Source organism: Neobacillus drentensis (genome assembly GCF_036962765.1).
Lineage (GTDB): Bacteria > Bacillota > Bacilli > Bacillales > Cytobacillaceae > Neobacillus > Neobacillus drentensis_C.
This window is the reverse complement of sequence record NZ_JBALOS010000035.1, coordinates 36,795-49,584: the sequence shown is the minus strand read 5'-3', so window position 1 is coordinate 49,584 and position 12,790 is coordinate 36,795. Positions and strand designations below refer to the sequence as shown.

Annotated in this window: 11 protein-coding genes, 1 pseudogene and 1 riboswitch; of the genes and pseudogenes, 8 read left to right on the top strand and 4 right to left on the bottom strand. The window is 35.0% G+C overall.

Annotated features, from left to right (window positions below):
* The first annotated feature begins 197 nt into the window (after positions 1–197).
* From V7137_RS06100 to V7137_RS06065, 8 genes are all read left to right on the top strand, one after another.
* Positions 198–2,873 (top strand): right-handed parallel beta-helix repeat-containing protein, encoded by a 2,676-nt coding sequence (locus V7137_RS06100; protein WP_335697242.1) that lies wholly within the window; start codon positions 198–200, stop codon positions 2,871–2,873.
* Positions 2,874–3,400: 527 nt separating this feature from the next.
* A complete protein-coding gene (locus tag V7137_RS06095) occupies positions 3,401–4,117 on the top strand; it encodes a metallophosphoesterase family protein (RefSeq protein WP_335697241.1) in 717 nt (238 codons plus the stop codon).
* A gap of 570 nt (positions 4,118–4,687) precedes the next feature.
* Entirely contained in the window at positions 4,688–5,473 is a 786-nt protein-coding gene (locus V7137_RS06090) for a hypothetical protein (protein WP_335697240.1), read from the top strand.
* Positions 5,470–5,742 (top strand): PqqD family protein, encoded by a 273-nt coding sequence (locus V7137_RS06085; protein WP_335697239.1) that lies wholly within the window; start codon positions 5,470–5,472, stop codon positions 5,740–5,742. Before V7137_RS06090 ends, V7137_RS06085 begins: the two co-directional genes overlap by 4 nt.
* The gene (locus V7137_RS06080) at positions 5,732–6,187 is read left to right on the top strand and encodes a hypothetical protein (RefSeq protein ID WP_335697238.1); all 456 of its coding nucleotides are present in this window, start codon (positions 5,732–5,734) and stop codon (positions 6,185–6,187) included. Before V7137_RS06085 ends, V7137_RS06080 begins: the two co-directional genes overlap by 11 nt.
* Before the next feature lie 23 nt (positions 6,188–6,210).
* Positions 6,211–8,016, top strand: a complete 1,806-nt coding sequence (locus V7137_RS06075) for an ABC transporter ATP-binding protein (RefSeq protein WP_335697237.1) — start codon at positions 6,211–6,213, stop codon at positions 8,014–8,016.
* 19 nt (positions 8,017–8,035) lie between these two features.
* Entirely contained in the window at positions 8,036–9,124 is a 1,089-nt protein-coding gene (locus V7137_RS06070; protein WP_335697236.1) for a nucleotidyltransferase family protein, read from the top strand.
* Positions 9,125–9,651: 527 nt separating this feature from the next.
* A riboswitch (cyclic di-GMP riboswitch) is annotated at positions 9,652–9,726 on the top strand.
* A gap of 28 nt (positions 9,727–9,754) precedes the next feature.
* Entirely contained in the window at positions 9,755–9,874 is a 120-nt protein-coding gene (locus V7137_RS06065; protein WP_335697235.1) for an anti-repressor SinI family protein, read from the top strand.
* 87 nt (positions 9,875–9,961) lie between these two features.
* Here the strand turns inward: V7137_RS06065 and V7137_RS06060 are convergent.
* The 4 genes and pseudogenes from V7137_RS06060 to V7137_RS06045 all read right to left on the bottom strand — a co-directional run.
* A pseudogene (locus V7137_RS06060) lies at positions 9,962–10,092 on the bottom strand (6-phosphogluconolactonase); the annotation flags it as partial.
* Between the two features lie 131 nt (positions 10,093–10,223).
* The gene (locus tag V7137_RS06055) at positions 10,224–10,928 is read right to left on the bottom strand and encodes a DUF421 domain-containing protein (protein WP_335697234.1); all 705 of its coding nucleotides are present in this window, start codon (positions 10,926–10,928) and stop codon (positions 10,224–10,226) included.
* A gap of 155 nt (positions 10,929–11,083) precedes the next feature.
* A complete protein-coding gene (locus V7137_RS06050) occupies positions 11,084–11,572 on the bottom strand; it encodes a VanZ family protein (protein WP_335697233.1) in 489 nt (162 codons plus the stop codon).
* 150 nt (positions 11,573–11,722) lie between these two features.
* Positions 11,723–12,775, bottom strand: a complete 1,053-nt coding sequence (locus tag V7137_RS06045) for a lactonase family protein (protein ID WP_335697232.1) — start codon at positions 12,773–12,775, stop codon at positions 11,723–11,725.
* Positions 12,776–12,790: the final 15 nt, after the last annotated feature.

Below are 12,790 nucleotides of genomic sequence, written 5' to 3'. Positions count from 1 at the left end.
ATAATAGAGTGAGTAATCATTATTTTTTTAGTTTTATTGTTCTATATAAATAATTTAACCTGCATTGCTTAAGAAGTTTATGATTCATTTGAAGTATTCTTACAAAAAGGGCATAGCAGATAGGTATTAAGACTGGAAACTAACCTGTTTTTGAATATATTAAAGGGAGTGAATAAATAAGAAAATGAGGCGATAAGTTGAGTATAAGTACAAATGCATATGTCATGGAATTAGATATATGGCGTGTATCCAACATAGTTCTTGATTTTAATGATAAAACATTGTCTACGGCTAATTCTAACGGTATAAATAATGCATTAACATGGGCATCACAACAAGGATACACTGAATTTATGTTCCCTAAAGGAACGTATTTAATTGACGAAACAATTCCAATACAGCCTAAGAGTTTTATGACTCTGAATTTAAACGGTTCAACTTTGCGAATACGAAATAATGGGTTAGCTGGTTATTCAGTTATTTGTTACAAACAGAATCAGGTCTTCTCTAGGGTTACAAATGGAATAATACAGGGTGACAGATATAATCATAATTATTCAACTCCAGGTGAGGCAGCCACTCATGAATGGGGTATGGGTATTTTATTTCCAAATACAACAGATCCAACTAAAGGCGAGGGTACTAATACACTATTTACGACAATTGATAATATAGAATTCTTAGAGCTAACTGGGGATGGAGTATCCTTATTTTCTAGCCAAGGTCTAGTTTATGCTACTACAACACCAACAAAATCTTATGCTATAACATTTGAATCAGGCTCTATTAGTACTACAGATGGTAGCTTAAAAGCAGATTTAACCAAAATTCGTTCGAATATATTTCTAGACCTCACTAATACCCAAATAGTTAAATGGAAGACTTTTGGTATCTACGGAGATGTTAGTTACCAGTCTGTCGGCTCCGAGATTGATGGAACACTTCCATTTGATATTATATTCTATAATGCTAATGGCACTTTTAATTCATCCCTAACAAATATTGATTTCTTTGATGAAATTCCATTACCTGCTGGTGCAACCAGAGCAAAAATAGTATTACATCAACCAAATGTCCCTTCATCTTCAGGAAACGGACTGACTTTAAGGTGTATGACAATACCTAAATTTACATTTGTAGAGAAGTGCCACATTCATCATACGCGAAGATTAGGTATCGCACTACAAGGTGCTAAATTTGTGTGGATTAGAAATAATGATATTCACCATATAAGTGGTACAGCACCGCAAGCAGCCTTAGATGTGGAGGATAATTTTGCATTAAACCAAAACCTATGGATTGAGGATAACTTCTTACATGATAGTAGTTTACAACTAATATTTGTTAAAGGAAAAAATTTCCATGTTAGAAATAATAAAATAGAAAGAGGTATTGGAATTACTGGGTACCCTGGTGTTAAAAAGCTCTTTATAGAAGGAAACTACTTTAAAGATACAAGTGCCCAAATAAATGGTGAATGCGTAATAAGTAATAATCAGCTACACAGGTCAAATATTGGTATAGGTAATGGTACAACCGAACCAGCAATCGTAGATAATAATATTTTTACGAATGCTTCATTAAATGTTGCTAGACCAAAAGCTTATTGTGTTTCTGTTTCTAATTGTAGATTTACCGTTGATTCAGATTATAATAACGCCCCCTCAGGTGGTGGGTTTAACGCTGGAACATATCCACAAACGATGACAAACTGTACATTTGAAGGATATACAGGTTCTACGGCATTAACATTTGATGGCGATGTTAATGCAATTGAGGGCTGGACATACAGCAATGTTTTATTCCTAAATACTAAAAAACCAAACAACGATGGTGGAATTAGAGTACCAGGTGGTACTTATATTGGATGTAGATTTAATAATTCTGGTAACCTGACAACTAATAAAAGGGTGGAGTTTATTGGTTGTACATTCACATGGGATTCTTATAATCTTTTTGGCTTCTCAGGTGCTAATAATGAATTGGCACGATTTATAAATTGTACTTTTAATGGCGGGACAAGCAGTGCTTTTTATTTTTCAGCATTGACAAAGGGAAGATTTGAGCTAATCAATAACTTTTTCGAGTATCCTAATGCTACATCTACTTCTTCAGGCGTTATCGATGGATTCTGGAGTAACGTAACAGGGGGAACTCTCTTGCTTGATGGCAATAGATTCAAATCAAATTTAGCTATGAAAGCAGTTAACGCACCTAGTATAACCCCAGATGCATTCCAAATAATATTAAAAAATAATACATTAGAGGAAAACATAACATATGTAGTTGACCAAACTCAAATGCAATACTTCTCGAATAACACTATTAATGGAGCAATAGATCCGTATGATTGGGCAACAGTAGTTCCTTCTAAGGGTTTCTACAAATTAGGAAAACAAATTAGGAATCCAAACATGTTGACTTCCGGATTTATGGGTTGGATATGTGCCAAAGAAGGGTTCTTAGATACCTACAGCAATTGGAGTGCTTCAACCAATTATAGCTGGAATACTAGAATAACAGTAAATAGCTATGTCTATTATTGTACAAACCGACTTGGTGGCAAATCTACTAAAACAGCGCCAACATTCCCTACAAGCCCAATGTATACGACAGTTAGCGACACGAAAGGTATGACTGGGTGGACATCTAAAAGTTATGCTGTAGGTGATATTATCTTACCTTCATCATCAGATGGGACATATTACTATGAATGTACTACAGCAGGAACTTCTGGTACAACGGAACCTGTTTGGGGTGGGAAGCCCAGTGTTACAGATGGGGCAGTAGTTTGGACAAAAAGACTAATTATAACATGGAAATTACTAGGTCCTGCAGGTGCAGTATTTAAACAGTACGGGCAAATCTTCTAACAGCCCGGTTAATGTTTCCATCAATAAATAAACGTTTGTTAGGAATCGCGATAAAATTGTCAGTCACTTTAGTGCGCTAAAATTTAAATTTATGTAACTCTTATTTAAGTGCTTAAAACCTAGCAAATGGATACTTTAAGTTAACACTCTGTTCGAAGTAACGGATAAGTAACAGCAGAGGAACCGCACTGGATAAAAACATTAATTATAAAAGGAAAATATATCCTTACAAGAGTCTTAGCAAGGAAAAATTTTCAATAAATCTTCTTTCAAGCATCCGATTAATAGGGTGCTTTTAATTTTGTTAAAGAAGGCGATGAGATGAGCGATGCTGATCAAGGTCAGTAACTGAGAAGAAATACTAAGCCGGTAACAAAATCTAAAACTAACCTTAACATTTGATAAATGGTAAAATTAGGGCTACTTTAAAGTGTATAGGACAAGAATTTTTGATATACAGTTCCACAATAATAGGGATTAGATATAATCAAATAAAAAAATACAATTAAATAGGGAGGAGTTTTAATATGAGGATTGCATTTATATCCGATATACATGGTAATGTGACAGCTCTCGATACTGTATTAGCAGACATTAACCAAAGAAATGTAGAAAAGATTTTTGTTCTTGGTGATATATGTTTTAGGGGGCCAGAACCGCAGCGTTCTTTGGATCTTGTTAGATCTTTAAACACTGATGTGATCAAGGGAAATGCTGATGAGTGGGTTATACGCGGGATTAAAGAGGGCGAGGTACCCGACAGTGCTCTTGGAATGATGAGTAGAGAACGGGACTGGACATTTTCACAATTAGATAAAGCTAGTATTGATTACCTTAAGAATTTGCCAACCGAACTTAAGCTGGAATATGGAAAAGTAAGAATTCATGCATATCACGCAACACCAAAGAGTTTGTTTGAAGTGGTTACCCCATATGAAAGTGATCAAGTGATAGCTGAGAAAATGATGGGCAGCGAAGCGGATATATACATATACGCCCACATTCATAAGCCATTTATAAGGTACATTAATGGTAAATGTATTATCAATATTGGAAGTGTAGGACTGCCGTTTGATGGTTTAGCTAAATCATCTTACGCATTACTTGAAATCCAAGAAGAATGTTTTCAAACATCAATTATGCGAGTGGATTACGATGTGAACAAAGTGATTAACCAATTTACAGAGTCAGATTATCCGAATTCAGAACAAATGAAGAAAGTGTTAAGAAATGCTAGTATTTAGTTTGAGGAGGCATCTGCCTTCTCTTTTTTATTGGCTAGTATCGATTGTTAAAAATTTTTAATCTCAAATTGTGTATCTCTAGAGTAAGCAAATATTGTCGAATAGTTGTTCTTTAAAAAGAATTGTTTATATATTATAATTTCAAAAAAGAGATATAATTTTAATGTATTATTTACGTATAAATCAATAATTAAAGGGATTTTTAAATTTGTTCGTTCTTTATAGTGAATAATTATATTCAGTAAGGAGGTGAAATAATGATAAAAGAAAAAGCTTATGAACGCCCAATGGTCTTAAGCCATCAACCAATTCGCTTTGAAACGGCTCAAAGCTGGAACAAGGGCCATGGGAACCTAGATCATCCTGGGACAGGAAATGGTGGGATAAATTATCCAAATCCCCCATATACAGNNATGGCAATGGTGGTGGAAATGGAAATGGAAATGGAGATAAAGATAAAAAGAAAACAACAGGAATAACTTTTGGTGGTTAGTATTTACATGAAACAAAGGGGGTTAATGAGAGTTTTCGTTAACTTCCTTATAAGTTTTATAATGAAAGGAGACCAAGATGAACGAATTACTAACAAAAATTGGCGACCATTTCATTCAGATCAATTGTGAATCAGAAACAATGAATAAATTTTTTGACAAAAACTTTCATCTCCATTTAAGTTCAGAAAATTTACAGCCAAATTTCATCATCAAAATAAGAGATGGCTATGGTGTTCCATTCTTTGACTATGAAGTTGAAATTACCAGACAAGGGGATAAAATTACCTATCTTAGAGCTGATTATCAAATTGAAGTAGATTCACAATTTAAGTCTGCAACCATATCAGTTTTTGATGAACTGGCATTAAAACATGCCTTAACAAACTTGTTCAGTTCCTTCATTGTTCATCATAATTGGGGGGTGTTACTGCATTCTTCATGTGCCATAGAAAATGGGAAGGCTCATATTTTTGCTGGGCAGTCAGGCGCAGGTAAATCAACCGCTGCTAAGCTTTCGTATCCACGTAATCTCCTCTCTGATGAGGCAACACTTTTAAAAATCACTTCGAACGGGGTAACTATATTTAATTCACCTTTCCGGAGTGAACTGGAAGCAAAGGCGTTTGAAGGTACTGTAGAACTAGCGAGTATTCAACTTCTTCACCAAGCACTTCAAAATAAAAGAACTAGAATAGGCATGTCTGATGCACTCCTTCATTTACTAGATAAAGTGTTTTTTTGGCCTCAGAGTCAGGAAGAAACGAAAACTATTCTAAGATTAATGACACTGTTAGTTAAGCAAGTGCCTGTCTATGAGCTTCATTTTCAAAAAAATAATACCTTTTGGGAGCTAATATCATGAATCAATATATTCAATCAGGTAATTGTGAGGCCACCGAACTTGACGGTGAATGGATTATACTGAATTCAACTCAATTTACGATTACAAAGTTGAATGAGGTTGGCGGACATTGCTGGTCAATGCTGAAGGAAGCTCAAACAGTTGACACGCTTACGCAAACATTATTGGAGAAGTTTTCCATTAGAGAAAACCTGGAGCAGATAAAAATGGATATGGAAGAATTTGTAGAGAATCTCGTTCAGTATGGGTTGATTAATTATGCTGATTGACATTCATACCTTTACACTGCTAAAAAAGGCAATTAACAAGGATGGCTGGCTGGAACTGCCCGCATCTGGAAATAGTATGTTTCCTTTTATTCAACAAGGAAATACATGTCGGTTTGTCCCATGTAAACCCTCTTTATTAAACAAGGGCGATATCATTTTGTATTATTCACAAACAGGCCAATTAATTGCTCATCGATTTGTCGAATCTAAAAAAGTAAAGGATCGATCGTTGTTTTTACTAAAGGGCGATACGAACCTGGGCTTCGACCAGCCGATTGAAGAGCACTGGATACTTGGGAAACTAGTTAGCGTGAAGAAAAAACAAGTAGTGATAACCTCAGATCATGTACTCTCCCGATTTTGGGGGGAATTTATCCTTTCGTATCCAATCCTATCAGGTATTCTACGGAATTATTTAAACAAAAAGTTAAAACTACAATATTAATAGTCTAATGGAGTGTCCAAATCATGAAGGACCAGTTTAACGCACTCATAAAACAATATTTTACTTTGAAAGATATAAAAAGAGCCTATTCATTTGTGCTGCCTTTTATCATCAAAAGATGGAAGGCCTATTTGGTAATTCTTCTGTTATTAGGAGTAGATATTTATTTAACGATTGCTTTCGCGAAATTTTATGGTGATATCACGGATGCCGCTATTCATGGAGGATATAAACAGATTTTATCATTCATTCCATATGGGGCATTTCTTATTGTCACTAGTATCGCATCGAATGTTTCCTATACATACTTTAATTTAATTGCAACGAATGCAGTAAAGATGGATCTCAAAAACCATCTGTTTGATCATATTCTAAGACTGCCGGCTGGAGTGGCAGCCAATTACCGTTCTGGTGAATTAATGTCCCATTTTTCCAATGATATTCATGGGGTGGATGGAATGATTGGGAGCAGTCTTCTCAGTATTATAAGACTTCCAGTCATCTATATTGTAGTGTTCATTTATTTAATGAACATTAATTTTACACTATGCTTGGTAAGTCTAATCATTACGCCTATTGCAGCACTATCCGGTCTCGTATTCGGACTATTGTTGCGAAAAAATGGAAGATTAATTCACAGGTTAGTAGGAAATATAAACAGTTTATTAAATGAGACTTTTCATGGTTTCATAGTTATTCGTTCCTTTACTCTTGAAAAGCTTCAATACAACAAGTACGCCAAACAAAATGAAGAATTGTATCAATTAGAAATGGATAATGCGAAACTCCAAAACTGGTATCGTACGGGTGAGCAAATTATTGGGTATATAACGTTCATTATTAATCTCTCTATGGGGGCATTGTTTGTTTCAAAAGGAAGTTTAACAGTTGGTGCTTTGTTAACCTTTCTCAATTTAGTTACCCACTTATTCTATCCCATTACTGGAATGGCCAATATTTGGGCTGGATTTCAACGAGCTGTTGCCGCCCTTGAGAGAGTACTTGATGTTCTTGAAAAACCATCGGATATCAAAGAGCTACCTTCCTTTTTATTGTCCAAAGATATTAAGGGGTCGATCCAATTTAAAAATGTGACTTTTAGCTATGTGGAAAATAAACCTGTATTTGAACGGTTCCATCTCGAGATTCCAGATGGAAAGGTCGTTGCTTTAGTAGGTCCAAGTGGTGCAGGAAAGAGTACATTGTTTAATCTTCTACTAGGATTTTATAAACCACAATTAGGTGAAATTCGAATCTCAGGAAAATCGCTTCAGGAACTTTCTGCTTCTGAATTAAGAAGTTCGATAGCCTTAGTTCCTCAAGAAACGTTTCTTTTTTCGGGAACAGTGAAAGAAAATTTACTGATTGCCCGTCCTAACATAACGGAAAAAGAAATGGTAGAAGTAGCTATTCGTGCTGAAATTCATGACTTTATCCTATCACTGCCAAACGGGTATGACACCCAAATTGGTGAAAACGGAATAAAGCTATCAGGAGGACAAAAACAACGAGTGGCTATCGCAAGAGCAATATTAAAAGATGCACCCATTCTTTTATTAGATGAAGCAACTTCTGCCTTAGATGGAGAAACCGAGTATTACGTAAAAGAAGCGTTGGAAGAATTAATGAAAGACCGGACCACTATCATTATTGCCCACCGTTTATCCACAATTAAAAACGCAGATGTCATCATGGTGATGAATGATGGGAAGATTATTCAACAGGGCACACATGAAGAGTTACTGGGACAAAAAGGTTTATATCGGAAACTAAATGAAGCATCATTTAGTCCGAATAAAGGAAGACCGTTAACATTAGTTTCAAAATAAAATAGGGGAGATGAGGCTAGTGTCTATTGAGTTAGTCAGAATTTTATATGATAATAAAAAATCTCTGCCTCAGGTTGAAAGTTTTTATCATCTAGTCCTTGAGGATATTGAACATGACGGTATTGCATCTCAAGTTTATATTTTTTTAAAGCAACAGGGGAGGCTTAGGCAAACCCCTCTTTTTTTTCAAAATCGTCTAAAAGATGGCTTTGAGAAAGGATTATTCCAAAACCTTTTTATAAAAAATCAAACGGATATGATGTTGAATCATTTTGAGAGCAAGGGTATTGATGCGATCGCATTAAAGGGAGTTTATTTTGCTGAAAAGTATTTTGGTCATGTTGGAGCAAGAGCAACATCTGATATTGATTTATTAATTAGATTCAAGGATATTAATCTCGCGATAGAGACAGTAAAATCATTGGGATTTACCGTCGAAGAGGAGCAGATACCTGGTCATTTTCATTGCAGTTATAGCAAGAAACTGCCGGGTTCCACCATACCATTAGTGGTTGAAATTCATTGGAATCTGGTGAAGGAAAATACATCACAATTTGATATAAATGACATATGGGAACAGGCTCAACAAGTTAGTCAGTCCAAATATATAAAAGAACTATCTCCCAATCATTTGTTTTATATGATTTGCTTACACGGTTGGCGGCACAATTTAGATTCAACCAAATACTTTATAGACATTATACAATTGATCTACAAATTAGGTGGAAAAATGGATTATGATTATTTATTAAAACTGGCTGCCTCGCACAAAACATTAAAACGGTTAAAAAGGACTTTATCAATAGTCTACCATCAATTCCCTCAATTGCATGAAGTAAAAGAGCTGCCATTTAAACTAAAACAGTCTAAATGGGAGTATCAAAACAAAAAAGGATTAAAGCAATATATTGACTTTATTGATTATCAGTTATTCAGCTATGATACTGTTAAATATAGTCTGATTGAACTGCAAAACCTGATTTGGCCTTCAAAATATGAAGTTGCTGCTGAAATTGGTGGGGAGCAGGATGAAACCTTATTTAAGATGTATATGGCTTTATGTAAAAAAAGATTTATTTCTATAGTAAAAGTCTTTTTACCTCATTAACTAATTCAAGAGTAAGAAACGTTCGAAACCGAAAAAGGATGAGCGATTTGCTCATCCTTTCTTCATACTTTTCTTAATGCTTATAGGGCAATACAACTTTAGTATTATAGATATCTTTGAGGAAAATTAACCACTTTCGTTTACAAAATTCTACATTTTCTTTATAATGAACACATATCGTTCTTTTTTGGGAACTAATACTTAGAAAAGAAGGGAAATAATGATATATCCACTAATAAAAGAAAGAAATCAGATTCATATTGTAAGAGACCCATATCATTGTGTATGTGGTCTGGAGTTTAATACGGAAAGAATTATTAAAAGAAAAACCCTTAGAAAAATTAAATTTATTGAAATAGGTCAGGTTACTTGTGAGAAATGTGTACTAAAACTTCTAAACTATGAATAATTTATTTACATTTCTTGTATTTTGTCGAAATTGTGTCGATATTTTTGGAAATATTTACATTTAGTTTACCCCGAGGCTATAGTACTATTAGAATAGTTCTTTAATACTTTAATACTTTGAAAGATAAAGGCAAACCTCTCGAAAGATTGGGACGCAAAGCTACAGGTCTAAGTAGGATGGCTGAGTTACCTAAAATAGTAATCATTTTAGGAGGGTTAATTGTGTCTACATTAACTACTGAAAAAGATCTTGATACAGAATGGTTAGAACTTATTTACGAAGCTAAAAAGTTAGGACTTTCCATTGATGAAATTAGAAATTTCCTAAAACGTACCTTTTAGAAAGTTAGAAAAGATCATTGTTGGCTGAAAAATCTAATTAAAACGAGTATTCATTGATTGTGAAAGCTGTTCTTTATGTATATCCTATTAATTCAAAAAATTTACACATACAGACATTGAAACCTCAATATCCGATTGCAATAGCGTCAACTTCCCACTGCATAAATCACATGATTTTTGGATTCTTGGTTCGAAGCGACAATGAAATATTCAGTTGGAGGATCTGGTCCAGATCCCTCGTACTTCATAATTGAAACTGGGGGGATAATTGCACCCGTAGTTGGATTTAGTAAATAGGATTAAACGGATTATAAACAGTTGACTCAGTGGCTAAATTTGTCATTCGGATTTACGAATATAAAAAAGTTTTAATATTATTTTTACTATCAATGGTTGCTAGTAAAACATTATGTACCTCAGTCTGATGCAAACTTTGAAGTGTGTTAATGAGCCACCTCTCCTCCAAGTTCAATTGTTGCAATGCGGAATAGTCAATTTTGCCTTCTTTTATGATGGTCTGTGGGAGGTCAAAGGGCTCGATTTTCATCTGATAGGTTGCAGGTGTGAGGGCTTCATATTTAGTATCTAAAAAAATCGAGATTTTCCCGTCGGACTCCCACAACGCTAGAGCTACTTTTTTGACATCCTCTATCTTTTCTTTCCTTAACTCCGCTAATAAATGATCAATAGATATTCTCGCTTTTTTTAATCCCTTATAAATGATTTCACCCTCTTTAATAAGAGGGAATGGTGATGGATCAAGGAACTTGTCGACGCGGGTCGATTTTAAGCTGACTAATAAACCTCCAGTATACAAAACCACCAACACGATGGTTGTAATCATTGATCCTTTCATTCCCAGTTGTTCATCTGATAATGGATGGGCAATGATATTTCCTAAGACCAAGGTGATAGCAAAATCCAGCAATCTCAATTGGGATATGGCGCGTTGACCCATGACTTTTGCAATAATTAGCAAAAAGAAAAAAGCTATAATTGCTCTAAGAATCCACTCCATTGAATTAAGCGTTTCCTGGCTATGAAAGAAATTCAAGAAAGACACATCCTTTGCCTATATACGTCCTCCTTAGATTGTCACGGATTTTCTATTTTACGCACTTAATTATTAAAAACATCAAAGCAACAGGATGAACAAAAATCGTTTTTCTGTTTATTTAATAATGTGTAATTAGAACTCCTTGCCTTGGTTTATAAGCCTTTGATATGCCCCTTCCTAAAATTTATGCCCTTTAATAGAAAATATACTGATACAACGCCAAATGAATCAATAGCAAGGTCATAAAACCGTCCATCTCTACCGAAAAATAGTTGTAGGAATTCTGTTAGAAATGCAAAAATAATCGATAGTCCAACCGAATATTTATGACTTCTTAATAGATTAAAGAGGAGAAAATCCATTATAGCAAAACCGATAAAATGACCTAACTTAATTTTTATAAATTCAGAGTGAATCAAAGTTAAATCATTAAAATAAAAGAAAGACAAAAAGTTCGGATTTGACACCCATTTTAATCCAAATGAATGTAAATAAATTAATCGCTCAATACTTTCTGTCCAAGTATTTACCAATAAAAATAGCCCCCATAAAATAATCATAAGGGTTTTTATAAAAAGAAATCGTTTCTGTTTCTTCCTTTTGTTAATTATTCTACTACCTTGTATCGGCTGATGATCCAAAATCCTTGCTCCTAACTTACTAGTATTTCTTATTTAAATTATAGAAAATAATGGACATGAAATTTGTCAATTGGGGTTGTCGAATAAAAACCATTTTAGAGTATTGATAAAAAAGCTGATAGGAGTAGTCCCAATCAGCTCAGCTTTAGACTATACATTTAAGAACTTGATACAAACGGGATGCGGCACTTCAATATCCGACAGTAATAATGTAAGTTTTCCGGTGTTCATATCCCGTGAAAACAACACAATATTACTGGTCTCTTGATTAGAAGCAACGATAAATTTCTCGGTTGGGTCCAACATAAAGTCTCTTGGCCAGTCACCTTCAGTAGAGGTAAGCTCAACTAAGCTAAGTTCGCCGGTTTCTTGATCGACACGGAACACTGCAATACTGTTGTGGCCGCGGTTACCAGCGTATACAAACCGTCCATCTGAAGAAATATGAATCGCACTTCCTTGGTTATTCTCTTTAAAATCGTCAGGAAGAGTAGAAATATATTGTCTCTCTGTGAAATGACCATTTTCCGGGTGATAGCTTAATACTATCACTTCGGAACTAAATTCGGTCATGATGTAAGCAAGGTTTTTGGTTGGATGGTAAGCAAGATGTCTTGGTCCACTGCCGGCTTTTAATGGTAAGCGGCTAACCTCCTCAAGAGAGCCATCTTGGCCAATTTGATAAGTAATTAGACAATCTGTTCCTAACTCAACTACTGCAACGTACTTTTCGTCTGGTGTGACCCCTGCAAAATGAGTATGTGGTTTTTCTTGTCTAGGATCTGGTCCGGCCCCCTCGTGTTTCATAATTGAAACGGGGGGATTAATTGCCCCTGTAGTTGGATTTAGTAAATAGGATTCAACCGAGCCTTTGTGGTAATTTGAACTGAATAAATACTTCCTGTTTGAATCTAAACTAACATGACAAGGGGATGATCCTGGTAATAGCTGTTTGTTAATCGGTGTTAGTTCTCCTGACGTTTTATTAATCGAATACGCTGCGACACCGCCCACGTCTCCTTCTTTCATGACCGCGTAAAGATACTGATTGTCCTTACTAATGGTTACATATGTAGGATTTTCTAAGTTTGCCACGGCTTTAATATCCGATATTTTTGCGGAATCAGTGTCAAAAGAAAACGAGTAAACCCCTTTACTGTCTCCTTTTGTGTACGTTCCTATGTAGCCAAAAAATTTGGTCATAATGAATTAGCTCCT

Excerpts from the sequence above, each read along its gene's own strand:
- V7137_RS06085 (WP_335697239.1), top strand. The coding sequence starts at position 5,470 with ATGAATCAATATATTCAATCAGGTAATTGTGAGGCCACCGAACTTGAC.
- V7137_RS06080 (WP_335697238.1), top strand. The coding sequence starts at position 5,732 with ATGCTGATTGACATTCATACCTTTACACTGCTAAAAAAGGCAATTAAC.
- V7137_RS06075 (WP_335697237.1), top strand. The coding sequence starts at position 6,211 with ATGAAGGACCAGTTTAACGCACTCATAAAACAATATTTTACTTTGAAA.
- V7137_RS06045 (WP_335697232.1), bottom strand. The coding sequence starts at position 12,775 with ATGACCAAATTTTTTGGCTACATAGGAACGTACACAAAAGGAGACAGT.
- V7137_RS06095 (WP_335697241.1), top strand. The coding sequence starts at position 3,401 with ATGAGGATTGCATTTATATCCGATATACATGGTAATGTGACAGCTCTC.
- V7137_RS06090 (WP_335697240.1), top strand. The coding sequence starts at position 4,688 with ATGAACGAATTACTAACAAAAATTGGCGACCATTTCATTCAGATCAAT.